We start from the raw sequence: 26057 nt of genomic DNA, 5'->3' as shown, positions 1-26057 counted from the left end.
CTGCGGCGCAGCGCGCTGGGCTCTGGGTCTCAGGGTAAGACCGGGCTAAAGAGGCCGCCCAGCCGGCTTCGCGAGTCTGTCAAGACTTGACTTATGCACACTTCTCTCGTTGCGGCGCGCAAGATCGAAAGATCGTCGCAAAGGCTGATGGAGCGCTGTGCAGAATCAATCAGACCCTTGACAGATAAGGCTTTCGGCGCTCCACGGCGTTCTGTGCGGTATCCCACATAATGGCCCCGCGCAAGCTTCCCAAAGCGCGCGGGCCGGAGTTCTCAACAAAGTTATCCACAGGCGCAGATTCGGGGGCGCGATTGTTCTGCGGAATCCAAAACTTAGCGCCGAATCTCAAGTTCTACTTTAAGTTGGGGCGTCGGTGCGCCTGCGCACGGAAAAACGCGGAGATTGGGGCATGAACGCGGGTTTCGTACGCGTTGCGCTGGATCATCCGTCGTCGGCGCTTTACGACTACCGGATGGCGCACGATGCCGGTCCCGCCGAGCCCGGCATGCTGGTGCGCGTGCCGTTCGGGCGGCGCGATGTTGTCGGTTTGATCTGCGAAGTGAGCGCTCACAGTGACGTACCCGCGGCCAAGCTCCGCGACGTGCTGGCGCTGTGCACCGCGTGCCCGCCGCTCTCGCCGCAATGGCTCGCACTGACCGCTTTTGCCGCCGATTACTACCAGCGCGGTCTGGGCGAAGTCGCGCTGCCCGCCTTGCCGCAGGCGCTGCGCGATCCGTCGCGCTGGGCGCGGCTGCTCGCGCCCGAGGAGCGTTACCGGCTCTCGGAGGCCGGCCGCGCCGCGCTGCCCGAGGCCCTGCCCGCGCGCGCCCAGGCGCTGCGCCGTCTCGCGCAGGAACTGGCGGAGCGCGGCGAGCTGGATCCCGCGCAGGCGCGCGCGCTGCATCCCAAGGCGATCGCCACGCTCGACGCGTGGCGCGAGGCGGGCTGGGTCGTGCACGACGTCGTCGAAATGGGCACGGCCGCCAACCGCGCGACGCAAGCCGAAGCCACCCCACCGGCCGTGACCGTGCCGCGCCTGAGCGACGAGCAGGCCGCCGCCGTCGAGGCGATCGGCGCCGCGCGCGGCTTCGCGCCGTTCCTGCTGCACGGCGTGACGGGCAGCGGCAAGACCGAGGTGTATCTGCGCGCGCTCGCGGCGCTGCTGGCGCGCGAACCCGAGGCCCAGGCGCTGGTTCTCGTCCCCGAAATCAATCTCACGCCGCAGTTCGAGGCGGCGTTTCGCACGCGCTTCGCGGCCACGCTCGCCAACGACGCCATCGTCACGTTGCACAGCGGTCTCGCCGAAGGCGAACGCGCGCGCCACTGGCTCGCCGCGCACACGGGCCGCGCGCGCATCGTGCTCGGTACGCGCCTCGCCGTGCTGGCCTCGCTGCCGAAGCTGGCGATGATCGTGGTGGACGAGGAACACGACCCCGCCTACAAGCAGCAGGAAGGCTTGCGTTATTCGGCGCGCGATCTGGCCGTGTGGCGCGCCAAGCAGCTCGATATTGCCGTCGTGCTCGGGTCGGCCACGCCTTCGCTCGAAAGCTGGTGGCAGGCCGATCAGGGCCGCTACACGCGCCTTACGCTCGCGCGCCGCGCCGTGGCCGACGCGGTGTTGCCGAGCGTGCGTCTGATCGATCTGGAAGAGGAGCGGCGGCGCGGCCGTGCTTCGTTCGAAGGGCTGTCCGGCCCGCTGGTCGCCGCGATGAAGGCACGCCTCGAACGCGGCGAGCAAAGCCTGATCTTCCTGAACCGCCGCGGCTACGCGCCCACGCTCGCGTGCGACGCGTGCGGCTGGGTCGCGGGCTGCCCGCGCTGCAGCGCCTACGTCGTGCTGCACAAGCCCGAGCGCGCGCTGCGCTGTCATCACTGCGGCTGGGAAGCGCGCATTCCGCATTCGTGCCCCGAATGCGGCAATGTCGACATCGCGCCGATGGGCCGCGGCACGCAGCGGATCGAGGAGGCGCTCGCGAGCGCGGTGCCGGGCGCGCGCGTGTTGCGGATCGACGCGGACAGCACGCGCCGCAAGGGCAGCGCGCAGGCGCTCTTTTCCGACGTGCACGCGGGCGACGTGGACATTCTGGTGGGCACGCAGATGATCGCGAAGGGGCACGATTTCCAGCGCGTCTCGCTGGTGGGCGTGCTCAACGCCGACAACGCGCTGTTCTCGCACGACTTCCGGGCGAGCGAGCGCCTGTTCGCGCAGTTGATGCAGGTGAGCGGCCGCGCGGGGCGGGCAGGTTTGCCCGGCGAAGTGATCGTGCAGACGCGTTATCCGCGCCATGCGCTCTATCACGCGCTGGCCCGGCAGGATTACGTGGGATTCGCCAATACGACGCTGGCCGAGCGCCGCGACGCGCATCTGCCGCCGTTCGTCTATCAGGCGCTGCTGCGCGCCGAGGGGCGCACGCTGGAGGCCGCGCTCGCGTTTCTCGCGCAAGGCGCCGAGGCGCTCGCCACCTTGCCCGCCGCCGGGCGCGTGACGGTCTACGACGCGGTGCCGCTGACCATCGTCAAGGTGATGAACGCGCATCGCGCGCAATTACTGGTGGAAAGTCAGTCGCGCGCCGCGCTGCAGGCGACGCTGCGCGCATGGCTGCCCCTGTTGCGCGCCAATCGCGCGGGCAGCGGCGTGCTGCGCTGGAATCTCGAAGTCGATCCGCTCGACATCTAGCGGCTCGGGCGGCGCGCCGAAACGGCGCCACCGCAGGAAGCCGCGCACGGGCGGCGGTGCAACGCCGCCGCCCGTGCGCGAGCTGGTGGTAGCTGCCCGCTTATTGCTGCTCGGCGTGATGCACCGTTTCACCGGTTTTCACGCGCGCGGGGCTTAGGCGACGCGTCGTCGGCGCGGTCGCGCCGCGCATGAACATGACGATACACAACGCGCACAGCGCCCAGATTCCCGCAATTACCATCAGCTTTTCCATTTGGTCCTCGCCCTACGATCTTTTTTTTGGATCGAACAACCCCCGTCTTGCCTGTATAACGGCAACGCGCGGGAATGGATTAGGGTTGTCCGCAAAACTTTGTGGCCAGGGAAAACACTGAGCGCAACCGGCGCCGCCCGGCGCGCGGGCATTGGCTGGAAACCCAGGCTGCGCGCGGGTTACAACGGGGTGCAACCAATCGCATTGACTGGTTGCACCTTTTTAATTGGAGGGTTACGATTCGCCAACTTTTCAGTCACCGCCGGTGAGGTTCGCCGGCATACGAAGGAAACATGGCTAGCACCACACTTGGCGTCAAAGTCGACGATCTCCTCCGCTCCCGGCTCAAGGACGCCGCCACGCGCCTCGAACGCACGCCGCACTGGCTCATCAAGCAGGCGATCTTCGCCTACCTCGAAAAGATCGAGCACGGCCAGCTGCCGCCCGAACTGAACGGCCATGTCGGCGCGACCGATCTTGCCGACGGTGCTACCCACGACGACGAAGATGCGGCCTCGCATCCGTTTCTCGAATTCGCCCAGAACGTGCAACCGCAGTCGGTGCTGCGCGCGGCCATCACCGCCGCGTACCGCCGCCCGGAACCGGAGTGCGTGCCGTTCCTGATCGGCGAGGCGCGTCTGCCCGCCAATCTCACCGGCGACGTCACCAAACTGGCCACGAAGCTGGTCGAAACGCTGCGCGCGAAGCGCACCGGCGGCGGCGTGGAAGGCCTGATCCACGAGTTCTCGCTCTCCAGCCAGGAAGGCGTCGCGCTGATGTGCCTCGCCGAAGCGCTGCTGCGTATTCCCGACCGCGCCACGCGCGACGCGCTGATTCGCGACAAGATCAGCAAGGGCGACTGGAAGTCGCACGTCGGTCACGCGCCGTCGCTGTTCGTCAACGCCGCCACGTGGGGCTTGATGATCACGGGCAAGCTCGTCACCACGAACAGCGAGACCGGTTTGTCGTCGGCGCTTACGCGCATGATCGGCAAGGGCGGCGAGCCGCTGATCCGCAAGGGCGTGGACATGGCCATGCGCCTGATGGGCGAGCAGTTCGTCACGGGCGAGAACATTTCCGAAGCGCTCGCCAACAGCCGCAAGTTCGAAGCGCGCGGTTTCCGCTACTCGTACGACATGCTCGGCGAAGCCGCGACCACCGAAGCCGACGCGCAGCGTTACTACGCGTCGTACGAGCAGGCGATTCACGCTATCGGCAAGGCGGCGGGCGGGCGCGGCATCTACGAAGGTCCGGGCATCTCGATCAAGCTCTCCGCGCTGCACGCCCGCTATTCGCGCGCGCAGCAGGAACGCACGATGAACGAGTTGCTGCCGCGCGTGCGGGCGCTCGCGATTCTCGCGCGCCGCTACGACATCGGCCTCAATATCGACGCCGAGGAAGCCGACCGTCTCGAACTCTCGCTCGACCTGCTCGAAGCGCTTTGCTTCGACCCGGAACTCGCGGGCTGGAACGGCATCGGTTTCGTGGTGCAGGCGTATCAGAAGCGTTGCCCGTTCGTGATCGATTACATCGTCGATCTCGCGCGCCGCAGCCGTCACCGCATCATGGTGCGCCTCGTGAAGGGCGCGTACTGGGACACCGAAATCAAGCGCGCGCAGGTGGACGGCCTCGAAGGCTATCCGGTGTACACGCGCAAGATCTATACGGACGTCTCGTACCTCGCGTGCGCGAAGAAGCTGCTCGGCGCGCCCGACGCGGTGTATCCGCAGTTCGCCACGCACAACGCGTACACGCTCTCGGCGATCTATCACCTCGCGGGTCAGAACTACTATCCCGGCCAGTACGAATTCCAGTGCCTGCACGGCATGGGCGAGCCGCTCTACGAAGAAGTCACGGGCCCGCTCTCGCAGGGCAAGCTGAACCGTCCGTGCCGCGTGTACGCGCCGGTCGGCACGCACGAAACGCTGCTCGCGTACCTCGTGCGCCGCCTGCTCGAAAACGGCGCGAACACCTCGTTCGTGAACCGTATCGCCGATGAAACCGTGCCCGTTGCCGAACTCGTGACGAACCCCGTGGACGACGCCGCGAAGGTCGTGCCGCCGGGCGCGCCGCACACGAAGATCCCGCTGCCGCGCGAGCTGTTCGGCGGCGAGCGTCTCAACTCGATGGGCCTCGACCTGTCGAACGAGCACCGTCTCGCGTCGCTCTCTTCGGCGCTGCTGGCGAGCGCGCATCATCCGTGGCGCGCCGCGCCGATGCTCGCCGACATCGACCTCGCTGAAGGTGTTGCGCGCGACGTGCGCAATCCCGCCGATCATCGCGATCTCGTGGGCACCGTGGTGGAAGCGACGAGCGAACACGTGAGCGCCGCGCTTTCGCACGCCGTGGCCGCCGCGCCCATCTGGCAGGCCACGCCCGTGGAAGCGCGCGCCGACTGCCTCGCGCGCGCCGCCGACCTGCTCGAAGCGCAGATGCACACGCTGATGGGGCTGATCGTGCGCGAAGCGGGCAAGTCGCTGCCGAACGCGGTGTCGGAAATTCGCGAAGCCATCGACTTCCTGCGCTATTACTCCACGCAGATCCGCGACGAGTTCTCGAACGACACGCATCGTCCGCTCGGTCCGGTCGTGTGTATCAGCCCGTGGAACTTCCCGCTCGCGATCTTCATGGGCCAGGTGGCCGCCGCGCTCGCCGCCGGCAACACCGTGCTCGCGAAGCCGGCCGAACAAACGCCGCTGATCGCCGCGCAAGCCGTGCGTATCCTGCGCGAAGCGGGTGTGCCGTCGGGCGCCGTGCAGTTGCTGCCGGGCACGGGCGAAACCGTGGGCGCCGCGCTGGTCGCCGACCACCGCACGCGCGCCGTGATGTTCACGGGTTCGACCGAAGTCGCGCGCCTCATCAACAAGACGCTGTCCGAGCGGCTCGACGCCGAAGGCCGGCCGATTCCGCTGATCGCCGAAACGGGCGGCCAGAACGCGATGATCGTCGATTCGTCGGCGCTCGCGGAACAGGTCGTCGCCGACGTGCTGCAAAGCGCGTTCGACTCGGCGGGCCAGCGTTGCTCGGCGCTGCGCGTGCTGTGTCTGCAGGACGACGTGGCCGATCGCACGCTCGAAATGCTCACGGGCGCGATGCAGGAACTCGCGGTGGGCAACCCCGACCGTCTCTCGACCGACGTGGGTCCGGTGATCGACGTGGACGCGAAGCGCGGCATCGACTCGCACGTGGGCGGCATGCGCGAGAAGGGCCGCAAGGTCACGCAGATGGTGGCGCCGGACACGTGCGCGCAAGGCACGTTCGTGCCGCCCACGCTGATCGAACTCGACAGCATCGACGAACTCAAGCGCGAAGTGTTCGGCCCCGTGCTGCACGTGGTGCGCTATCGCCGCAGCCAGCTCGACAAATTGCTCGAACAGATTCGCGCAACGGGTTACGGCCTCACGCTCGGCATTCACACGCGTATCGACGAAACCATCGCGCACGTGGTGGGCCGCGCGCACGTGGGCAACATCTACGTGAACCGCAACGTGATTGGCGCCGTGGTGGGCGTGCAGCCGTTCGGCGGCGAAGGGCTTTCGGGCACGGGTCCGAAGGCGGGCGGCGCGCTGTATCTGTCGCGTCTGCTGGCCAAGCGCCCGGCCGGTTTGCCGAAGTCGCTCGCCAACGCGCTGATCGTCGATCAACCGCAAGCCGATGCCGACAAGGCCGCGGCGCCGTCCACCCACGCCGCGCTGACCGCGCTGCGCGACTGGTTGATCGCCGAACGCGAACCCGCGCTCGCGGCGCGCTGCGACGGCTATCTCGAACACGTGCTCGCGGGCGCCACGGCCGTGCTGCCGGGCCCGACGGGCGAGCGCAACACCTACACGCTGTCGGCGCGCGGCACGGTGCTGTGCGTGCCCTCCACGCCAACCGGCGCGCGCGCGCAACTCGCGGCGGCCATCGCCACGGGCAATCGCGCGCTGTTCCAGGGCGCGGCGGGCGAGGCGCTGGTAAGCGCGCTGCCCGCGTCGCTCAAGGCCTACGCAACGGTGAAGAAGAACGCGGAGTCGCCGTATGACGCCGTGCTGTTCGAAGGCGACAGCGACGAGCTGCTCGCGCTCGTGAAGGAAGTGGCGAAGCGGGGCGGCCCGATCGTCTCGGTGCAAGGCGTGGCGGCGCATGCGCTCGCCAACGGCGACGAAGATTACGCGCTCGAACGTCTCCTCGCGGAACGGTCGGTGAGCGTGAATACGGCAGCAGCAGGCGGCAACGCAAACTTGATGACGATCGGTTAAACGCAAGCGATACTACCGGTCGTCTCAAGACAAGGAAGCGGCAAGGCACTCGCGCCAAAGCCGCTCATTCGATACCTGGTACCAAGGAGAAGCAATGCAACACACCATGAAGCAGCTGGCAGGCGCAACGCTTGTTGCGGCCGTGTCGCTGGCGGGGACTGCGCACGCGCAACAGGCTGACGACGTCAAGATTGGTTTCGCCGGCCCGATGACGGGCGCCCAGGCGCACTACGGCAAGGACTTCCAGAACGGCATCACGCTCGCCGTGGAAGAAATGAACGCGACAAAGCCGGTGATCGGCGGCAAGCCGGTGCACTTCGTGCTGGATTCGGCCGACGACCAGGCCGACCCGCGCACGGGCACGACCGTCGCGCAGAAGCTCGTCGACGACGGCATCAAGGGCATGCTCGGCCACTTCAACTCGGGCACGACGATCCCGGCTTCGCGCATCTACGCGAACGCGGGCATTCCCGAAATCGCCATGGCCACGGCGCCCGAATACACGCAGCAAGGCTTCAAGACCACGTTCCGCATGATGACCTCGGACACGCAGCAAGGTTCGGTCGCGGGCACGTTCGCGGTGAAGAACCTCGGTCTGAAGAAGATCGTCGTGATCGACGACCGCACGGCTTACGGCCAGGGTCTCGCCGACGAATTCACGAAGGCCGCGAAGGCAGCGGGCGGCAACATCATCGACCGTGAATACACCAACGACAAGGCCGTCGACTTCAAGTCGGTCCTGACGAAGGCGAAGGCGATGAACCCGGATCTGGTGTACTTCGGCGGCGCCGACTCGCAAGCCGCGCCGATGGTCAAGCAGATGAAGTCGCTCGGCATCAAGGCCCCGCTGATGGGCGGCGAAATGGTCCACACGCCCACGTTCCTGCAGATCGCGGGCGACGCGGCGAACGGCACGGTGGCGTCGCTCGCCGGCCTGCCGCTCGACCAGATGCCTGGCGGCAAGGACTACGTCGAGAAGTACAAGAAGCGCTTCAACGAAGACGTGCAAACGTACTCGCCGTACGCCTACGACGGCGCGATGGCCATGTTCGCGGCCATGAAGAAGGCCAACTCGACGGACCCGGCGAAGTACCTGCCGTTCCTCGCGAAGACCGACATGCAGGCCGTCACCACGTCGCATCTCGCGTACGACGCGAAGGGCGACCTGAAGAACGGCGGCATCACGCTGTACAAGGTCGTCGACGGCAAGTGGACGACGCTGCAAAGCGTGGGCGGCAAGTAAGCACGCGCTCGAATCAGTTCGAGGCGGTTGAAAAAAAGCCCCGCGGGTTCCGGCCCGCGGGGCTTTTTCGTTATGCTTCGCTTTTCCAATACGCGCGATTTCAGCGATCACACCGCATGGAACTCCCCGCACAACGAGCCGCCGAGCGGCACGCCACGAAGCGGCAACCCGGCGCCTGGGTCGAAGACGTGGTGAGCCGTCTGGTGCGCGACAACGCGCGGCGCAGCGGGCCGGGCGCGGCGTGGCGCGTATTGGTGGCGTTCGGCGTGAAGCAGGCGTGGGTGTGCCTGTTCGGCGGCCTGATGGTGGCGCTGCTGATCGCGAGCCATCTTGGGTATCCGCGTGACGCCGCGCTGCCGCGCTATGACGCGCTCACGATCGCCGCTGTCGTCATCCAGATCGCGCTGGTCGCCTTGCGGCTCGAAACGTGGGACGAAGTTGCCGTGATCCTCATGTTCCATGTCGCGGGCACCGGCATGGAGCTGTTCAAGACGGCGGTCGGTTCGTGGATCTATCCGGAATTCGCGTATCTGCGCATTGGCGGCGTGCCGCTCTTCACGGGCTTCATGTACGCCTCGGTCGGCAGCTACATCACGCGGGCGTGCCGCGGTTTCGATCTGCGTTTCGCGCATCATCCGCCGCTCGCGGTCACGGCCGCGCTGTCCGTTGCCATTTACGCAAACTTCTTCACGCATCACTACATTGTCGATTTGCGCTATCCGATCATGGCGCTGATCGCGCTCGCGTTCCGGCGCTGCACGGTGTATTTCACGATCGGCGCGGCGCAACACCGCATGCCGATGCTGCTCGCGTTCTTCCTGATCGCCACCTTCATCTGGTTCGCGGAAAACCTCGGCACCTATAGCCAGGCGTGGCTCTATCCGAACCAGATGCAGGGCTGGAGCCTCGTGTCGTTCGGCAAGCTCGGCTCGTGGTTCATGCTGACCATCATGAGTTACGTGATGGTCACGCTCGTCAACCGGCCGCGCGCGCCGCGACATTAATCAGCACTCCACGATATTCACCGCGAGGCCGCCGCGCGAGGTTTCCTTGTACTTCGTCTTCATGTCGGCGCCGGTTTCGCGCATGGTCTTGATGACGGAGTCGAGCGAGACGTAATGCGCGCCGTCGCCGCGCAGCGCCATGCGCGCGGCGTTCACGGCCTTCACGGAAGCCATGGCGTTGCGCTCGATGCACGGAATCTGCACCATGCCGCCCACGGGGTCGCAGGTGAGGCCGAGGTTGTGTTCCATGCCGATTTCGGCGGCGTTCTCGACTTGCAGCGGCGTGCCGCCGAGCACGGCCGCGAGCGCGCCCGCCGCCATCGAGCAGGCCACGCCCACTTCGCCCTGGCAACCGACTTCGGCGCCGGAAATCGACGCATTGAGCTTGTAGAGAATGCCGATGGCGGCGGCCGTGAGCAGGAAGTCGATCACGCCTTGTTCGTTCGCGCCCGGCGTGAAGCGCACGTAGTAGTGCAGCACGGCGGGGATGATGCCGGCGGCGCCGTTGGTGGGCGCGGTGACGACGCGGCCGCCCGCGGCGTTTTCTTCGTTCACGGCGATCGCGTAGAGGTTGATCCAGTCGATCATCGAGAGCGGGTCCTGCAACGCGCGCTCGGGATGCGCCGTGAGCGCGCGATACAGTTGCGGCGCGCGGCGCTTGACCTGGAACGGGCCGGGCAGCGTGCCTTCGGCGTCCGGGTTGCCGATCCCGCAGCCGCGCGAGACGCACGACTGCATCACGTCCCAGATGCGCAACAGGCCCGTGCGGATCTCGACATCGCCATGCCAGACGCGTTCGTTCTCGAGCATGAGCTGCGCGACGCTCTTGCCGGTGGCGGCGCACAGCGCGAGCAGTTCCGCGCCGGTGCGAAACGGATGCGGCAGTTGCTGCGCGGCTTCGAGCACCTTGGTATTGGGCGCGCCCGCCGTGACGACGAAACCGCCGCCCACGGAGAGATAGGTGCTTTCGCGCAGCGTCGCGCCGCTCGCGTCGAGCGCGCGCAGCTTCATGCCGTTCGGGTGCTCGGGCAGCGCCTGGCGATAGAACGCGATGTGCTCTTTCTGCGTGAACGGAATCACGTGCCGGCCGAGCAGCGCGAGCGTGCGCGTGGTGCGCACGGCGTCGAGCCGCGCGGCGATGGTCTCGGGGTCGACGGTGTCGGGCGCGTCGCCCATCAGGCCGAGCATGACGCCGCGGTCGGTGCCGTGGCCTTTGCCGGTCGCGCCGAGTGAGCCGTACAGCTCCACTTTCACGCTGGCGGTGGCGGCGAGCAGCGCGTCGCGCTCGAGTCCCTCGGCGAACATCAGCGCCGCGCGCATCGGCCCGACCGTGTGTGAGCTGGACGGCCCGATGCCGATTTTGAAGAGATCGAAAACGCTCACTGCCATGGTGCTGCTCCTGCTTGTCTACGTTGTATGAAGCGATGCCGCCTTGTGCGCGGCATCGAATAAATCATGCCGCCGCGGCAACCTTCAGACACGCACTGGGTATCAGCGCGCCGGCAACGGCAGACAGACCGCGAGCCACGCGGGTGGCGTGGGCGCGAGTTTCAGCGCGACCGGCGCATACCGGCCGTCGAGTCGCGCTGCGAGGTGATACAGCTCGGCGGCGTTCTTCGGGTCCCACGCGCCGGTGTAGCCGGGCAGACCCGCTTCGCGCCGTTTGGCGTCGAACGGCACGCTCGAATGCACGAATTCCTCGTGCGTTTTGTCGCCGAGCGCGTACGGCTTGAGCCAGTCGAGCGCCGCCGCGAGCGAGGCGCCGTTGGCCGCGCGCTCCGGCAGCCAGTTGCGGTTGTGGCGGCGCGCGGCGAGCGCGGCCGTCACGAGCGGCTGCAAGTCGTAGGTCACGTAATGCAGCGCATCGCGCTCGCCGAAGTCGAGCGTGGCGCCGTCGGGCGCGATGTTGTCGCCAATATGCTCGATAAACAGCCGCTGCGCCGTGGCGATCATCTTGCGGTTGTCGAGCGTGAACGCGATCATCGCGATCAGCTTGACGCGGTGGCTCTGCCAGTTGTTCGCGAAGGTGCCCTTGAGCGGGCGCTTCTGCGCGTCGATCTGCGCGATATAGCCGTTCGCGAACGCGTTGAGAAACTGCATGGTGGCGTTGCGCGTTTTCACGGGCAGCGCGCTCGCCGTCATGTCGTAGGCGAGGATCAGCCCCTCGAACCGGGTTTCGTCGATGGGATTGAAGCTCGGTTTGTAAGTGGTGACCCACGCGAGCAGAAACCGGTCGACGAGCCGCAGATAACGTTCGTCGCTGGTCGCGCGCCACGCGAGCGCGGCGTTGCGCATGAGGTCGAGTTCCTTCGCCGCCTCCACGCTCTGGTCGTAGATGCCTTCGTGCGGCAAGGTGCCTTCCGTGTGCAGCGCGGGCAGCGCATGCGGCACGTCGTTCACGTGCGATTGCACCTCGGCGACCAGCGCCTTCACGCCGGGGTCGGAATTGGTGCGCTCGCTCGTTTGCAGGGCGGGCGCCGCGCAAAAGTTCATCGCCGCGCTGGCCGTGCCCGCCCACGCCACGCAGGCGAGCGCGAGCGCCGCGCCCCTGGCGAACCGGGCGGTGCCGGCCGCCGGCCGAGCCGCATCCGGCCGAACCGGCTTCCGCAGTGAATTCATCCGCACCTTCCGCGCCATGCGCGACTCCCTGATTCAAGGCTGACAGGTGTGTGATGTTAACGGTTTGCGGCGGCAAATGTGCATCGGATGGTAACCGCCGCATCGTCCAGATCATTCCGGTGACGAGGCGGCGGCGCATGGCACGCGTTCGGCGCGGGTTGTCTCGGCGTGTGCCGCTTATTCGCCCGCGTCCTGGGCGGCGTACTCGCTCAACGGCACGCACGAGCAGAACAGGTTGCGGTCGCCGTACGCATTGTCGGCGCGGCCAACCGGCGGCCAGTACTTGCGCGCGACCAGCGAAGCGAGCGGATACGCGGCCTGCTCGCGCGAGTACGCGTGCTGCCAGTCGTTCGCGATCACCACGGCGGCCGTGTGCGGCGCGTGGCGCAGCGGGTTGTCTTCCTTGTCGGCGCGGCCTTCCTCCACGGCGCGGATTTCCTCGCGAATGGCGACCATGGCGTCGACGAACCGGTCGAGTTCTTCCTTCGACTCCGATTCGGTCGGCTCGACCATCAGCGTGCCCGGCACCGGGAAGCTCATGGTGGGCGCGTGGAAGCCGTAGTCCATCAGGCGCTTGGCGACGTCGTCGACGGTGATGCCGCTCGCGTCCTTGATCGGGCGCAGGTCGAGAATGCACTCGTGCGCGACGAGGCCGCCGGGGCCGCTGTAGAGCACCGGGAAGTGCGGCGCGAGGCGCTTGGCCACGTAGTTCGCGTTGAGGATCGCGTTTTCGGTGGCGGCCGTGAGGTTCGCCGCGCCCATCATCGCGATATACATCCACGAGATCGGCAGGATCGAGGCCGAGCCGTACGGCGCGCCGCTCACGGCGCCGATGCCGTGACCCTGGTCGGTCGAACGCTTGTAGCCCGACGAAAGCTGGTTCGGCAGGAATTGCGCGAGGTGCGCGCCCACCGCCACCGGACCGACGCCGGGTCCGCCGCCGCCGTGCGGAATGCAGAACGTCTTGTGCAGGTTCAGGTGCGAGACGTCGCCGCCGAACTGGCCCGGCGCCGCCAGACCGACCATGGCGTTCATGTTCGCGCCATCCACATACACCTGGCCGCCGTGCGCGTGCACGATCTCGCAGACTTCGCGCACGTTCTGCTCGAACACGCCGTGCGTGGACGGGTAGGTGATCATGATCGCCGCGAGCTTCGCCGCGTGCTGTTCGGCCTTGGCCTTGAGGTCGGCGAGATCGATGTTGCCCTGGTCGTCGCAGGCCACGACCACGACCTGCATGCCCGCCATCTGCGCCGAAGCCGGGTTGGTGCCGTGCGCCGAAGCCGGGATCAGGCAGACGTTGCGGTGCGCTTCGTTGCGCGAGGCGTGATACGCCTGGATGATGAGCAGACCCGCGTACTCGCCTTGCGAACCGGCATTCGGCTGCAGCGAAACGGCGGCGTAACCGGTTGCGGCCACGAGCATCTGTTCGAGCTGGTCGATCATCTCGCGATAGCCGACGGTTTGCTCGGCGGGCGCGAACGGGTGAATGCGGCCGAACTCGGGCCACGTGACCGGCAGCATTTCCGAGGTTGCGTTGAGCTTCATCGTGCACGAGCCCAGCGGGATCATCGAGCGGTCGAGCGCGAGGTCCTTGTCGGAAAGACTGCGCAGGTAGCGCAGCATTTCCGTTTCCGAATGATGGCGATTGAACACCGGGTGCGTGAGGTACGCGCTCTCGCGCGCGAGCGCGGCGGGGAACGTGGCCTCTTTACCGGCGGCGAGCGCCGCGTCGAGCGCGTCGAGCGCGGGCGCTTCGCTTGCGAACGCGGCTTGCGCGAACACGGCGAGCAGATCGGCGAGATCGGCGCGCGTGGTGGTTTCGTCGACGGTGACGCCCACTTGCGTGTCGCTCACGTGGCGCAGGTTCATGCCGCGGGCGAGCGCGGCGTCGTGCAGCGCCTGGGTGCGCGCGCCGGTGTCGAACGTGAGCGTGTCGAAGAACGTGGCGTTGGCGAGCGTGTAGCCGAGCTGCTGCGCGCCTGCGGCGAGGATCGCGGCCACGCGGTTCACGCGCAGCGCGATGCGCTTCAGGCCTTGCGGGCCGTGATACACGGCGTACATGCTTGCCATGATCGCGAGCAGCGCCTGCGCCGTGCAGACGTTCGAGGTGGCCTTTTCGCGGCGAATATGCTGCTCGCGCGTTTGCAGCGCGAGGCGCAGCGCGGGGTTGCCTTGCGCGTCGACGGTCACGCCCACGAGGCGCCCCGGCATCTGGCGCTTGAATTCGTCCTTCACCGCGAGAAACGCGGCGTGCGGGCCGCCGAAGCCCATCGGCACGCCGAAGCGCTGCGAGTTGCCCACGGCAACGTCGGCGCCCCATTCGCCGGGCGGCGTGAGCACGGTGAGCGCGAGCAGGTCGGCGGCCGCGATCACGGCGCCGCCCGCGGCGTGCACGGCGGTGGCGAGTTCGCGGTAGTCGCGCACGTCGCCGTTCACGCCCGGATATTGCAGCAGCACGCCGAACGCGCCGGCCGTCGCCGCTTCAGCGGCGGGGCCGACCTTCACCTCGATACCGATCGGCAATGCGCGCGTCTTCACGACTTCGAGCGTTTGCGGCAGCACGTCGTCGGCGACGAAGAACACGTTCGACTTCGACTTGCCCACGCGCTGCACGAGCGTCATGGCTTCGGCGGCGGCCGTGGCTTCGTCGAGCAGCGAGGCGTTCGAGATGGCGAGGCCGGTCAGGTCGACGATCATCTGCTGATAGTTGAGCAGCGCTTCGAGACGGCCTTGCGAGATTTCCGGCTGATACGGCGTGTAAGCCGTGTACCAGGCCGGATTTTCGAGCACGTTGCGCAGGATGACGGCCGGCGTGTGCGTGTCGAAATAGCCCTGCCCGATGTACGAGCGGAACACCTGGTTCTTGTCCGCGAGCGCGCGCAGGGCCGCGAGCGCTTCGGCTTCCGAGCGCGGCTGCGCGAACGGCCCGAGCGGCAGCGTTTCCTTGCGGCGGATCTGCGCGGGAATGACCGCGTCGATCAGCGCGTCGCGCGTGGCGAAGCCGAGCGCGTCGAGCATCGCCTGCTGGTCGGCCGCGTCGGGGCCGATGTGACGGGCGGCGAAAGCGTCGTGCGCTTCGAGCGTGGCGAGCGAGAGCGGGGCGTTCATCAGAGGATCCGGGTGTTCGAGCTTCATGGTGTTTCCTGCGGGCGCGGGCGGCGCGCGGTGAGGGAATTGCGCGAGCCGCCGCGCCGTTGCGGTTTGCGTGCCTGGACGCGGGTTAGGCGCCGATGGACTTGCCGTAGGCTTCGGCGTCGATCAGCGCGTCAAGCCTGGCGTCGGCGGCAGGCTTGATCTTGAAGAGCCACGACTCGTACGGCGCGCCGTTGACCTGGTCGGGCGTGTCGACGAGCGACGTGTTGGCTTCGACGATCTCGCCCGCCACCGGCGCGTAGATGTCCGAGGCGGCCTTGACCGACTCGATCACGGCGATGGCGTCGCCCGGGGCGACCGTGCGGCCCGCTTCGGGCAGCTCGAGGAACACGATGTCGCCGAGCGCTTCCTGCGCGTGGTCCGTGATGCCGACGGTCAGCGTGCCGTCGGCTTCGGTGCGAATCCACTCGTGCGATTCGGTGTATTTCAGGTCGGCCGGGATGCTCATGGTTGCTCCAGTGCGTGGTGCGGTGTTATCGATTCAAAAGGGGAGGCGTGCGCGGCGGCGTCCTTGGCGGATCAGGCGGCAAGCACCTTGCCGTTGCGCACGAACGGCAGTTTTACCACGCTTGCGGGAAGGGCTTTGTCACGGATCTGCACCTGCACGAGGTCGCCCGGCTGCACGCCCTGCGGCACGCGCGCGAAGGCGATGGATTCCTGCATCGACGGGGAAAACGTGCCGCTCGTGATCTCGCCTTCGCCGTGCGGCGTGAGCACTTTCTGGTGCGCGCGCAGCACGCCGCCCGCCTTGCCGTTTTCCTTCTGCAGGATCAGGCCGACGAAGGTCGAGCGCGCGCCGTTCTGTTCGAGCGCGGCGCGGCCGACGAAGTCGCGCGGCTCCTTCAGGTCGACGGTCCACGCGAGGCCCGCGTCGAGCGGCGAGACGCCTTCGTCCATGTCCTGGCCGTAGAGATTCATGCCCGCTTCGAGGCGCAGCGTGTCGCGCGCGCCCAGACCGCAGGGCTTGACGCCCTGGCCTTGCAGCGCGCTCCAGAATTCGGCCACGGCCGCGGAGGGCAGCACGACTTCGAAGCCGTCCTCGCCCGTGTAGCCGGTGCGCGCGATCATCAGCTCGCCGAACGGCGTGGCTTCGACCTTCGCGGCGTTGAAGGGCTTGAGCGTTTCCGTGGCGCTGCGCGACGAGGGCGCGACCTGCCAGACTTTCTCGCGCGCGTTCGGGCCCTGCACGGCGACGATCGACAGATCGCGGCGCGGCGTGATGGCGAGGCCGAAGCCGCCTTCGGCGTTGAGCTTCTCGAACCACGCGAGGTCTTTCCCGGCGGTGCCCGCGTTGACGACGGTGCGGAATTGATCGTCGGCGAAGAAGTAGACGATCAGGTCGTCGATCACGCCGCCTTCGGGGTTGAGCATGCACGAGTAGAGCGCCTTGCCCGGCGTCGTGAGTTTGGCGACGTTGTTGGCGAGCGCGTGCGCGAAGAACGCGCGTGCTTTCGCGCCAGCGAAATCGACGACGCACATGTGCGAGACGTCGAACATGCCGGCGTCGGTGCGCACGGCGCGATGTTCGTCGATCTGCGAGCCGTAGTTGACGGGCATGTCCCAGCCGCCGAAGTCGACCATGCGGGCGTTGAGCGCGCGATGCGTGTCGTTGAGCGGGGTGCGTTTGAGTTCGGTCATGGGGCCTCGGGCAGTCGCGAGAAAGCAAAAAGGGCCATGCAGGACACGCCGCAGGCACGATGCCCGTGGTCGGTCTTGCATGGCCCCTCTGTCCTCGGTACCTGAGAGATTGCGCCGATGCCGCTGTTGCTGCGTGGCGCGCGCCCCTTCGGTGGGCAGCCTGAACGCCGATACGATGCTCGATCGACGAACTACTGCCGCTCTCCAGAGTGCGGTTTTGCGTGCTGCTCCTTTCGAAGCGCTCGCAAAGGTCCGGCGCGCACGGTCCTTTTGCCTGAGAGTTTGTGGGTTGCCCCTTCGGCGGCGCCGCCTGGTGGTGAAAACCTGCTGCCTGGCGGCGCGCTCTCCCGGCGCGCGCAGCGATTGTGCGGGACGCGCGCGGGGCGTGTCAATGCGTAAAAAATTGCGAAAACGGCGCGAGCGAGGCACGCGGGACGCGTGCGACGCAGCGTGGGAGGGGGGTGGCGGGCGAGTGAACGGCGCACTCGCGGGCGCGAAATTCGCAAAGAGGGGCGGATGATTGCCGCGGCATCCGCCCTGGCACTCGTGGGCGCGACCGGCGGGATGTCGCGCCGGTCCAACTCCGGATCAGCCGTGCTTCAACTGGCGAATCAGCTGCCGATGGCGCGCGAAGCCTGATCGAGTTCCTGGCTCAGCACGTGGTGTTCGTCGGCGGTGAGGGCGCCGCCATGCTGCGCGGCCATGTCGTGCGCTTCGCCGCGAATGGTGTCGAGGCGATGGTGCAGCGCGCCGCCCTGCGGCGGCGGGTAGTAGCCCTGGGACACGTGCACGTCGATGCGATGACCGAGGTTGTCGATCCGGCCATCGACCTGATGCAGGCGTTCGACGCCCATTTGATGCGGGCTCGGGCCGGCTTGCTGCGCGGGCGGCGTGACCACGCACGCGGCGAGGCTCGCGGCGAGCGCGGCGGCCGCGGCGAACGGAAGAATACGGTGGTAGCGGATCATGGCAACTCTCCTGGTCGTTTTTGCTCTCGTTTGTCTTGCAAGAAGGCAAACGTGCGGCCGGCGCCGCGCGATGACGGCGCGGCGCCCGGCAGGTGTAACGGTTTGTATGGACCTTTCAGCGGCGTTGGCGAAATGCAAGCGCGGCGGGGCGAGTCCGTATCGGCAGGATTTCTCCGATGCCAGGCCAGACGCCCGGGTTGAAGCGTCAGGCGCGGCGCGCGAACGGCAGCGTGCGGCCTTCGGCGGCGCTTTGCATGGCCAGCTCGACGATCGTCATCACGTCGATGGCGTCCTGCGGGCTCACCGGGAACGGCGTGCCGCCGTGGATCGCGGCGGCGAGCGCCCGGTACAGGTCGGCGTAATTGCCGGCGGCGTTCGGCAGGTCGCGCGCGGCTTCCTGGCCGTCGTCGGCGAGCACGTGCAGGCGGCCCGGCTCGTTGCCCGCGCCGTAACCGTCTTGACCCGGCCGCAACCCGGCTTTCAGCTGGTCTTCCTGCGTGTCCAGACCGTTCTTCAGGTAGCTGCCGCGCGTGCCGTGAATCACGAAGCGCGGTGCGAACGCGGCGAGCGCGCTCGCGTGCAGCACGGCGTCGTGACCCGCATAACGCAGCACGAGGTGCGAGTAGTCGGGCGCGCTGGCGTTGTCGCGGCGCGTGTGGACGAACGCCGTGACCGACTCGGGCGCGCCGAACAGCGCGAGCGTCTGGTCGATCAGGTGCGGCCCGAGGTCGTAGAGCAGGCCGCCGCCGCGCGTGGCGTCTTCGCGCCAGCGCTGGCGCACCAGCGGGCGGAAGCGGTCGAAATGCGACTCGAAGTGCGTGACGCGGCCGAGTTCGCCCCCAGCGATCAGGTCGCGCACGGTGAGGAAGTCGCCGTCCCAGCGCCGGTTGTGGAAGGGCGCGAACACGAGGCCGCGCTGCTTCGCGATGGCGGCGAGCGTGCGCGCTTCCTCGGCGGTGAGCGTGACGGGTTTGTCGACGAGCACGTGCTTGCCGCGCTTCAGCGTGCGGCGCGCGAGTTCGTAGTGCGTGTCGTTGGGCGTGGCGATCACGACGCATTCAATGGCGTCGAGCGAGAGCAGCGCGTCGATGTCGGGGACGATCGCGGCGCCGGGGTAGTCGGCTTGCGCGCGCTCGGCCTGGCTCGTGGCGATGGCGGCGAGTTGCGCGGCGCCGCTATGGGCGATGACGGGCGCGTGAAAGGTCTGGCCGGCGAAGCCATAGCCCATCAGGCCGATTTGCAACGGTGCAGTCATGAAGCACTTCCTCTTTCCAACGGTCGGGCGGTCGCGCGGGTAGCGCGGCCGCGAGTGGCGGGAGCCCGATATTGTGGCACGGCGGCTGTCGGATGCGCGGCGCGGGTGCGTTGGCGCGGGGCCGGATCGGGCGCCTGGCCGCGCGGCGGGGATGGCGTGGCGGCCGCGTGAGGCTGGCGTGGCGATGGCGTGACGATGGCGTGGCGATGGCGTGTCGATGACGCCGGCGCGCCGTCGGGGCCGCATCGTCGGGGCCGCGCATCGTGTTAACATCGCACCTCCCGCGTGAGAGGCCGACGCCTCGCGCCGTGCGGAGCGCCGCGTTTTTTGGTGCCGGTAACCCGGCGCGAAGTCCAACGCCGCGCCGCGCGCCTTCTGCCGTTCCACCCGTTTTTCCAATCCAGCAACGATGTCCGCAGGCCTCAATTCCGCCCAAAGCGAAGCGGTGCGCTATCTCGACGGTCCCTGTCTCGTGCTCGCGGGCGCGGGCAGCGGCAAGACGCGCGTCATCACGCAGAAAATCGCGCATTTGATCGAAGCGAAAGGCTTCGAGCCGCGGCATATCGCGGCCGTCACGTTCACGAACAAGGCCGCCGCCGAAATGCGCGAGCGCGTGGGCAAGCTGCTCGAAGGCAAGACGCTCACCACGCCCGGCAAGGAAGGCCGCAAGGTGCCGGTGAACCAGCTCACCGTGTGTACGTTCCACTCGCTGGGCGTGCAGATCCTGCGCCAGGAAGCCGAGCACCTGGGCCTGAAGCCGCAGTTCTCGATCATGGACTCGGACGACTGCTTTTCCATGATCCAGGAGCAGGTCGGATCGACGGACAAAGGTTTCATCCGCAAGATCCAGTCGATCATCTCGCTCTGGAAGAACGGTCTCGTGATGCCCGAGGAGGCGCTCGCAACGGCCTCGAACGAGGACGAGCACCAGGCCGCCATCGTCTATCGCAACTACGTGGCCACGCTGCACGCGTACCAGGCCGTGGATTTCGACGATCTGATCCGCCTGCCCGCCGAGTTGTTCGCGAAGAACGAACAGGTACGCGAGCGCTGGCAGAACAAGCTGCGCTACCTGCTGATCGACGAATACCAGGACACCAACGCGTGCCAGTACACGCTGCTGAAGCTGCTCGCGGGACCGCGCGCGGCGTTCACGGCCGTAGGCGACGACGACCAGGCGATCTACGGCTGGCGCGGCGCGACGCTCGAAAATCTCGCGCAGCTCGGCAAGGATTTCCCGAAGCTGCACCTGATCAAGCTGGAGCAGAACTATCGCTCGACGGTGCGCATTCTCACGGCGGCGAACAACGTCATCGCGAACAATCCCAAGCTGTTCGAGAAGAAGCTGTGGTCCGAGCACGGCATGGGCGACACCATCACGGTCACGCCCTGCAACGACGAGGAGCACGAGGCGGAGTCGGTGGTGTTCCGGCTTTCCGCGCACAAGTTCGAGCGGCGCGCGCAGTTCCGCGACTACGCCATTCTGTATCGCGGCAACTTTCAGGCGCGCATTTTCGAACAGGTGCTGCGCCGCGAGCGCATTCCCTACGTGCTCTCCGGCGGCCAGTCGTTCTTCGACAAAGCCGAGATCAAGGATCTCTGCGCGTACCTGCGCCTGATCGCCAATCACGACGACGATCCCGCGTTCATCCGCGCGATCACCACGCCGCGCCGGGGCGTGGGCAACACCACGCTCGAAGCGCTCGGCGCGTTCGCGGGCCAGGCCAAGGTCTCGCTGTTCGAGGCGGTCTACATGGGCGGCATCGAGGCGCGGCTTTCCGCGCGCCAGGTGGAGCCGATGCGCGTGTTCTGCGACTTCATGCAGCGCCTCGCGGAGCGCGCGCATAAAGATCCGGCCACGGTCGTGCTCGACGATCTGATGGACGCGATCCACTACGAGGCGTATCTGTACGACGCGTTCGACGAGCGTCAGGCGCAGTCGAAGTGGCAGAACGTGCTCGAATTCCTCGAGTGGCTCAAGCGCAAGGGCACGAAGCCGGAGCAGGAGATCGGCGAGGACGCCGAGGCCACGGGTTACGACAACGCCGACGGTCTCGCGGACACGGGCAAGAACCTCATGGGTCTGATCCAGACCGTCGCGCTGATGTCGATGCTCGAAGGCAAGGAGGAAGACCCGGACGCCGTGCGGCTTTCGACCGTGCACGCGTCGAAGGGGCTCGAGTACCCGCACGTGTTTCTGGTGGGCGTGGAGGAAGGCATCATGCCGCACCGCGGCGGCTCGGAAGACGACGTGATCGACGACGCGCGCATCGAGGAAGAGCGCCGCCTCATGTACGTGGCCATCACGCGCGCGCAGCGCAGCCTGCATCTGAACTGGTGCAAGAAGCGCAAACGGGCGCGCGAAACGGTGGTGTGCGAGGCGTCGCGCTTTATCCCCGAAATGGGACTCGACGACGCGCCGCCGCCCACGGCCGAAGAAGCGCCCATGACGCCGAAGGACCGGCTCGCGAGCCTGAAGGCGTTGTTGCAGAAGGGCTGAGCGCGGGGATAACCTCGCGCGCGGCGCGTGTTTGCGTGCGTGGGGGGTGCCGCGCAGTAGAGTGGGCGGCTGGGTCTCACGCCCATTGACCACGCTCATTGCTCATTTCGCGCCACCTCCGCCATGACCGATTCCCTGCTCGCGCAATACCGTCACGCGCTCGACACCTACATCGACGCGAAGGACAACACGAAGCCGCAACGCATTCACGAAGCGTTCGCGCCCGACGCGGTGCTGACGTTCTCGCTGGCCACGCAGAACATTGCGTTTCCGGCGCGCAGCGTGGGCGCGGCGGCGATCGCGCAAACCCTCGTGAGCGACTTCGGCGCGCGCTATTCGCGCTGCCGCACCTACTATCTTTGCGAGGCCGCTACGCTCGTCGCGCATGACGGCGTGATCGACGCGCTGCCGTGGCTCGTGGTGATGCGCGAGCCCGCGGCGGGCGCGCTGCGCATCGGGCATGGCACGTATCGCTGGGTGTTCGACGAGGCGCGTGCCGATGCCGACCATGCAACGCGCGTCGCGCAATTCCACATCCACATCGCGCGCATGGACGTGATCGACGATCCGGACGGCGCGAAGCTCGAACGCTTGCAGAGCGGCCTGAGCTACCCGTGGCTCGCTCCCGCCGATCTGGCCGCGCGCTACGACGCGCTCGCCGGTGAGGCTGCCGGCGAATTCGCGTTTGCGCGCGAGTTCGCGCGGCCCGCGCTTTGAACCCACGCGAGACGATGCGCGAAACCGCGCGTTGAATCGGCGGACGAAAAAATCCCCGCGTCGTAGCGCTACGGCGCGGGGATTTTCGTTTTGCCGATGAAGCGCGCGGCGGCTTCGCGGCGACTTCGCGGTGACCTACTTCGCGGCGCTGACCATGTAGTCGACGGCGGCTTTGACGTCGGCGTCGGAGGCGTTGGAGCCGCCCTTCGGTGGCATCTGGCCTTTGCCGTGCAGCGCGTAGTTGTAGATGGTGTCCATCGGGTCCTTGAGGCGCGGCGCCCACGCGGCCTTGTCGCCGAACTTGGGCGCGCCCAGCACGCCCGCGGCGTGGCACGCCTGGCAGACCTGCGTGTAGAGCGCCTTGCCGGCCTGCGAGGCATCCGCGCTGCCGCCCGCCGCCGGTGCCGCGGAGGAGGCTTGCGGAATCGCCGCGATGGCGGCCGCGGCGGCTTGCGCCTGGGCGGCGTTGGCGTCGGCGCCCGAGGCTCCCGATGCCGGTGCGGCTGCGGCGGCGCCCGAGGCGGCGTTGGCTGCGCCGGGCGCCGCTGAGCCGGGCGCCGGTTTGGGCGGATCCTGGAAGTTCGCGCCGCCGTGGTTCGCCATATAGGCGACGGCGAGGCCGATTTCGTAGTCGCTGTAGTCGTCGGGGCTCGTGCCGCCGCGCGGCGGCATGGCGCCCTTGCCCGCGAGCGCCGTTTTCCAGAGCGTGTCGTAGCCCTGCGCGATGCGCGGCGCCCAGTCGCCCGCGTTGCCGAACTTGGGCGCGCCGGCGGCGCCCGCCGCGTGACACGCCGAGCACACGGCCTGATAGACCTGCTCGCCGGTCTTGTAGACGCGCGGCGCGTTGGCGTCGCGCACGTTCACCTGCGCAATGGGCGCGATGCGCGAGACGACTTGCTGGACGGATAGTTCGTCGGTGCCCGCGCCGGTGCGCGTCGTATTGTCGACGTAATAGGCGAGCAGAATGATGATGACGATGGGGACGGCAAACCCGGCGATGATAGCGGCGATCAGCTGGCCGGGCGTTTTGATCGGGGCTCCGTGGGGTGCTTCGCTCATGCTTGTCTCGTCTCCCGTTGGTCTTGTGGTGAGCGGTACAGCAGGACGACAGTGGCCATGCGACAGATCAAACACCGACGATTATAGTCGCAAGGTTTTGCCGTGGGTGCCCGCGCGCAGGCGCTGTTCAGCGGGCGTTTACCCGAAGCTGGGTGCGCAATTGTGCATCGTGCCCCTTTATTTGGACGACGCACGGCGGCTGACGCGCTCGGTGGACGGGGCTGGCGAAACCGGGTATTCTCTCGGACTCACGTCGGTACTGCCTTCACCGTGTTCATCGGTTCGGTGGCAGTGCTTTCGCTGCATGCTTCGCTTTAAGCGATGTCAACGCGCCCGTAGCTCAATGGATAGAGTACTGCCCTCCGAAGGCAGGGGTTGCTGGTTCGATCCCAGCCGGGCGCGCCAAAATTTTCAGCCATTCCGCGATTGCGCGACGCCAACACCGCACACTGCCATCCGCCGCGAACCTCGCACTTTCTCCGTCACACCGCTCAAGCCGCCGCTAGCCTGAACTCGTAACCGTTGATGTGCTGATTGAGTTCGGCCACCGGCGCGTTCTCGTAGCGCGCGACCTTGCTGCGCGTTTCGTTCGCGAAGAAGTGGTCGGGCACGAGTTGCAGCCGGCTCTTCTTCAGCCTCCAGCCGTCGTGAATGAACGCCGCTTCCAGCTCGGACGGCAGCAGGCCGTTAATCTCGTGCAGCACGCCGTCGTAGTATTTTTCGAAGGGAGAGAGCGTCGAGTCGTCGTAATAGCGGTGATCGACGAAATCGACAATGTGATACCCAACGCCGCCAGGCGACGTGATCCGGCGCAGATTGCGCGACACCTCGCCCATGTCGGGAATGTGCTCGAACACCGCATTGCTGAAGTGAATGTCGACTTCGCCGCTCGGCACGGCGTCGATGCGATTGGTGAAAATCACGCCGCCCAGATCGACGGTCGTCGTCTCGCCCGCCGCCAGTTTCTGGAACTTGACGTCGAGACTTCTCAGGTCGAGCGAATGCATGCGGCGAATGATCTCCGACTCGCCGATGCCGGAATAATCGAACTTGCCGGGATGCACGAGCATCTCGTTCATCACCTGCATCAACGAAACGTACGCAAAACCTTCCTTCAGCGGAAACGGCTCGTAGGCGAACACCCGGTCCAGGCCGTTCACGAACAGCACGACGGCCACGCCCAGCGGCCGGAACACGCCGCAACCATAGTCGATGGCGGTCTTGTTCCTGAAGTTCTCCGGCGTGAAGAAGGCGCGGTCGAACAGCGTGGAGACTCCCTTGTAGCTCGACACGATCTCGAGCGGGCTATGCTCCGAAATATTGCCGCCGCCGCTGATCGCCGGATCGATATTGACCTTTAGCAGGTCGATGGTCTTGAACCAGCGCGCGGAACCCGGCTCCAGCGCCGAGAGGAAGGGAATCCACGCCGGCATGCTCTCGCTCGAAACCAGCTTTTTCTCGATCAGCTGACTCAACGTCTTCAGCTTGTCCTGCGCGAACAGCATGTCGACCAGCAGAAATGCGTCTTCGCGATTGAATTCCGGGTGCATGCCCATGGTGTTTCTCCGCGGTTCAAGCCGGCCGCATCAGCGGTAGCCGCCGAAAATCGGCTCGATCGGCGCCTTGATGATCTGGTCGCGGAATTCGTACACGTGCGGCGTGAAGGTCTCGCCGCCCACGCCGGCCCAGCGGAACGGATACGGCGAAACGGTCCCGTCCGGCAGCGTGACGCCGTGGTGATCCATCGGGTGCCTGGCCGGGTGCTGTTGCAGCAGCGGCATGGCCGCGTCGAGCCGCCGCTCGAGAAAGTCGAGCCACTTGGCCGTAAATGGCGTGCCCTTGCGGCAAATCACCGTGCAGATGCCGATGAGTTCCGAGTGCACCGCGCGCATCTGGTCGCCCACTTCGCCTTCCATGTGCGGGATGCCTTCTTCCAGTTCCGGGTAGCCCAGCGCGTGCGCGTCGGAGGCTTCGAGCTGGTCGAAGAACGGCGCCCAGTGTTTCGAGGTCAGCTTGATGTCGGTGTAGCCGCCGCCGTAGTGATGCATCAGGTACGTGCGCAGGTAGTCGGCCTTGTGCATCGAACTCAGGAACGGGTAAGCGGGGTGGAACGGAAACCCCGGCTTCTGCCACGTGTCGATGGTGCGCGCGGTCAGGAACACCACGGGGCAGCCGGCGTTGTTGAAGAGGCTCCAGAGCGCGTTCAGGCGGTTATCCGACAGCGGGTCGTGACCGGTCCAGGCGCAGAAAATGGTTCGGCTCTTCAGCCCGTCGAAATCGCGGAAATTCGGTGACATGCTCATGTTTTGATCTGGACGCTAGAACGCGATGCCGTCTCGCGGCGCGACGCCGAAGCGTCTCTCGCGACGGTGAGTTCGGCGAAGTCGGTGACGATTCCCCGCAGGGTTCCCCGCTCGGGTTAACGACGCACGCAGGTTGAACTTGAGATACCGCGCGCGGGCGGCGGCTCGAGCGCCGCGCGCGACGAACCATGCGGACGAGTCGATACAGGCTGAAGTTTCCCTGCTTTTGCGCCGCGCCAAGCCGCCAAACAGGAACGCGTTTCGGGTTCTAATCCTGCGTTTGCGGGCTCCGCAGTCACGCCATAATCCACGCACGCTCCGGCAATCTGGCCGGAATGCGGCCGGGGTGGCGAGGTGCGATTCCGGGTAATGCCGCAACGATCGACGCGAGTCGCACGAGGCGCCGCCACGGGATGGATCGATGGCA

At 67.0% G+C, this 26057-nt stretch carries 16 protein-coding genes, 1 tRNA gene and 2 riboswitches; of the genes, 7 read left to right on the top strand and 10 right to left on the bottom strand.

Annotation, left to right across the window (positions count from 1 at the left end; all coding sequences use genetic code 11):
• Nucleotides 1-409 precede the first annotated feature (409 nt).
• The 4 genes from FAZ98_RS13905 to FAZ98_RS13890 all read left to right on the top strand — a co-directional run bounded on the left by FAZ98_RS13905 (nucleotide 410) and on the right by FAZ98_RS13890 (nucleotide 9415).
• Complete coding sequence (locus FAZ98_RS13905; RefSeq protein ID WP_158951735.1) at nucleotides 410-2677, top strand: primosomal protein N'; 2268 nt, start codon at nucleotides 410-412, stop codon at nucleotides 2675-2677.
• 546 nt (nucleotides 2678-3223) lie between these two features.
• Nucleotides 3224-7168: a trifunctional transcriptional regulator/proline dehydrogenase/L-glutamate gamma-semialdehyde dehydrogenase gene (gene putA, locus FAZ98_RS13900; RefSeq protein ID WP_158951734.1), complete on the top strand. Its 3945-nt coding sequence runs from the start codon at nucleotides 3224-3226 to the stop codon at nucleotides 7166-7168.
• Between the two features lie 94 nt (nucleotides 7169-7262).
• Nucleotides 7263-8411 carry a branched-chain amino acid ABC transporter substrate-binding protein gene (locus FAZ98_RS13895; protein ID WP_158951733.1) on the top strand — a complete coding sequence of 383 codons (1149 nt, stop codon included), beginning with the start codon at nucleotides 7263-7265 and terminating at the stop codon, nucleotides 8409-8411.
• A 116-nt stretch (nucleotides 8412-8527) separates the two neighbouring features.
• Nucleotides 8528-9415: a DUF817 domain-containing protein gene (locus tag FAZ98_RS13890; protein ID WP_158951732.1), complete on the top strand. Its 888-nt coding sequence runs from the start codon at nucleotides 8528-8530 to the stop codon at nucleotides 9413-9415.
• Here the strand turns inward: FAZ98_RS13890 and FAZ98_RS13885 are convergent, their stop codons facing one another.
• The 7 genes from FAZ98_RS13885 to FAZ98_RS13855 all read right to left on the bottom strand — a co-directional run bounded on the left by FAZ98_RS13885 (nucleotide 9416) and on the right by FAZ98_RS13855 (nucleotide 19051).
• A complete protein-coding gene (locus FAZ98_RS13885) occupies nucleotides 9416-10804 on the bottom strand; it encodes an L-serine ammonia-lyase (protein WP_158951731.1) in 1389 nt (462 codons plus the stop codon).
• Nucleotides 10805-10906: 102 nt separating this feature from the next.
• The gene (locus tag FAZ98_RS13880) at nucleotides 10907-12052 is read right to left on the bottom strand and encodes an alginate lyase family protein (RefSeq protein ID WP_407672013.1); all 1146 of its coding nucleotides are present in this window, start codon (nucleotides 12050-12052) and stop codon (nucleotides 10907-10909) included.
• A gap of 159 nt (nucleotides 12053-12211) precedes the next feature.
• Entirely contained in the window at nucleotides 12212-15172 is a 2961-nt protein-coding gene (gcvP, locus tag FAZ98_RS13875) for an aminomethyl-transferring glycine dehydrogenase (protein WP_158951729.1), read from the bottom strand.
• An 85-nt stretch (nucleotides 15173-15257) separates the two neighbouring features.
• Nucleotides 15258-15638, bottom strand: coding sequence for a glycine cleavage system protein GcvH (gene gcvH / locus FAZ98_RS13870; RefSeq protein WP_158951728.1), 381 nt, complete (start codon nucleotides 15636-15638; stop codon nucleotides 15258-15260).
• Between the two features lie 71 nt (nucleotides 15639-15709).
• Nucleotides 15710-16828 carry a glycine cleavage system aminomethyltransferase GcvT gene (gcvT, locus tag FAZ98_RS13865; protein ID WP_158951727.1) on the bottom strand — a complete coding sequence of 373 codons (1119 nt, stop codon included), beginning with the start codon at nucleotides 16826-16828 and terminating at the stop codon, nucleotides 15710-15712.
• Between the two features lie 78 nt (nucleotides 16829-16906).
• Nucleotides 16907-17046: riboswitch (glycine riboswitch) on the bottom strand.
• A gap of 35 nt (nucleotides 17047-17081) precedes the next feature.
• A riboswitch (glycine riboswitch) is annotated at nucleotides 17082-17188 on the bottom strand.
• Nucleotides 17189-17439: 251 nt separating this feature from the next.
• On the bottom strand, nucleotides 17440-17796 hold the full coding sequence (locus FAZ98_RS13860; protein WP_158951726.1) for a hypothetical protein: 357 nt from the start codon (nucleotides 17794-17796) through the stop codon (nucleotides 17440-17442).
• Nucleotides 17797-18001: 205 nt separating this feature from the next.
• A complete protein-coding gene (locus tag FAZ98_RS13855) occupies nucleotides 18002-19051 on the bottom strand; it encodes an oxidoreductase (RefSeq protein ID WP_158951725.1) in 1050 nt (349 codons plus the stop codon).
• Nucleotides 19052-19460: 409 nt separating this feature from the next.
• Here FAZ98_RS13855 and FAZ98_RS13850 point away from each other — a divergent pair, with 409 nt between their 5' ends.
• Together FAZ98_RS13850 and FAZ98_RS13845 are read left to right on the top strand one after the other, a co-directional pair.
• On the top strand, nucleotides 19461-21551 hold the full coding sequence (locus FAZ98_RS13850; RefSeq protein WP_158951724.1) for a UvrD-helicase domain-containing protein: 2091 nt from the start codon (nucleotides 19461-19463) through the stop codon (nucleotides 21549-21551).
• A gap of 123 nt (nucleotides 21552-21674) precedes the next feature.
• Complete coding sequence (locus tag FAZ98_RS13845; protein ID WP_158951723.1) at nucleotides 21675-22268, top strand: hypothetical protein; 594 nt, start codon at nucleotides 21675-21677, stop codon at nucleotides 22266-22268.
• A 135-nt stretch (nucleotides 22269-22403) separates the two neighbouring features.
• Here FAZ98_RS13845 and FAZ98_RS13840 read toward each other — a convergent pair whose 3' ends face one another.
• Nucleotides 22404-23327, bottom strand: a complete 924-nt coding sequence (locus FAZ98_RS13840) for a c-type cytochrome (protein ID WP_158951722.1) — start codon at nucleotides 23325-23327, stop codon at nucleotides 22404-22406.
• A 329-nt stretch (nucleotides 23328-23656) separates the two neighbouring features.
• Here FAZ98_RS13840 and FAZ98_RS13835 point away from each other — a divergent pair.
• Nucleotides 23657-23732, top strand: a tRNA-Arg gene (locus FAZ98_RS13835).
• Nucleotides 23733-23818: 86 nt separating this feature from the next.
• Here FAZ98_RS13835 and FAZ98_RS13830 read toward each other — a convergent pair.
• Both FAZ98_RS13830 and FAZ98_RS13825 read right to left on the bottom strand, forming a co-directional pair.
• Nucleotides 23819-24883, bottom strand: coding sequence for a methyltransferase domain-containing protein (locus tag FAZ98_RS13830; protein WP_158951721.1), 1065 nt, complete (start codon nucleotides 24881-24883; stop codon nucleotides 23819-23821).
• Between the two features lie 30 nt (nucleotides 24884-24913).
• Nucleotides 24914-25630 (bottom strand): glycosyltransferase family 32 protein, encoded by a 717-nt coding sequence (locus FAZ98_RS13825; RefSeq protein ID WP_158951720.1) that lies wholly within the window; start codon nucleotides 25628-25630, stop codon nucleotides 24914-24916.
• Between the last annotated feature and the right edge of the window lie 427 nt (nucleotides 25631-26057).

The sequence above is a fragment of the Paraburkholderia acidisoli genome, from assembly GCF_009789675.1.
In the GTDB taxonomy this organism is placed as follows: Bacteria; Pseudomonadota; Gammaproteobacteria; order Burkholderiales; family Burkholderiaceae; genus Paraburkholderia; species Paraburkholderia acidisoli.
The sequence above is the reverse complement of the archived record's forward strand: the minus strand, read 5'-3'. Positions and strand labels throughout refer to the sequence as shown.

Bases quoted from the DNA above. Each gene is read 5' to 3' on its own strand.
- FAZ98_RS13905 (WP_158951735.1), top strand. From the start codon at position 410: ATGAACGCGGGTTTCGTACGCGTTGCGCTGGATCATCCGTCGTCGGCG.
- putA (WP_158951734.1), top strand. From the start codon at position 3,224: ATGGCTAGCACCACACTTGGCGTCAAAGTCGACGATCTCCTCCGCTCC.
- FAZ98_RS13895 (WP_158951733.1), top strand. From the start codon at position 7,263: ATGCAACACACCATGAAGCAGCTGGCAGGCGCAACGCTTGTTGCGGCC.
- FAZ98_RS13890 (WP_158951732.1), top strand. From the start codon at position 8,528: ATGGAACTCCCCGCACAACGAGCCGCCGAGCGGCACGCCACGAAGCGG.
- FAZ98_RS13885 (WP_158951731.1), bottom strand. From the start codon at position 10,804: ATGGCAGTGAGCGTTTTCGATCTCTTCAAAATCGGCATCGGGCCGTCC.
- FAZ98_RS13880 (WP_407672013.1), bottom strand. From the start codon at position 12,052: ATGGCGCGGAAGGTGCGGATGAATTCACTGCGGAAGCCGGTTCGGCCG.
- gcvP (WP_158951729.1), bottom strand. From the start codon at position 15,172: ATGAAGCTCGAACACCCGGATCCTCTGATGAACGCCCCGCTCTCGCTC.
- gcvH (WP_158951728.1), bottom strand. From the start codon at position 15,638: ATGAGCATCCCGGCCGACCTGAAATACACCGAATCGCACGAGTGGATT.
- gcvT (WP_158951727.1), bottom strand. From the start codon at position 16,828: ATGACCGAACTCAAACGCACCCCGCTCAACGACACGCATCGCGCGCTC.
- FAZ98_RS13860 (WP_158951726.1), bottom strand. From the start codon at position 17,796: ATGATCCGCTACCACCGTATTCTTCCGTTCGCCGCGGCCGCCGCGCTC.
- FAZ98_RS13855 (WP_158951725.1), bottom strand. From the start codon at position 19,051: ATGACTGCACCGTTGCAAATCGGCCTGATGGGCTATGGCTTCGCCGGC.
- FAZ98_RS13850 (WP_158951724.1), top strand. From the start codon at position 19,461: ATGTCCGCAGGCCTCAATTCCGCCCAAAGCGAAGCGGTGCGCTATCTC.
- FAZ98_RS13845 (WP_158951723.1), top strand. From the start codon at position 21,675: ATGACCGATTCCCTGCTCGCGCAATACCGTCACGCGCTCGACACCTAC.
- FAZ98_RS13840 (WP_158951722.1), bottom strand. From the start codon at position 23,327: ATGAGCGAAGCACCCCACGGAGCCCCGATCAAAACGCCCGGCCAGCTG.
- FAZ98_RS13830 (WP_158951721.1), bottom strand. From the start codon at position 24,883: ATGGGCATGCACCCGGAATTCAATCGCGAAGACGCATTTCTGCTGGTC.
- FAZ98_RS13825 (WP_158951720.1), bottom strand. From the start codon at position 25,630: ATGAGCATGTCACCGAATTTCCGCGATTTCGACGGGCTGAAGAGCCGA.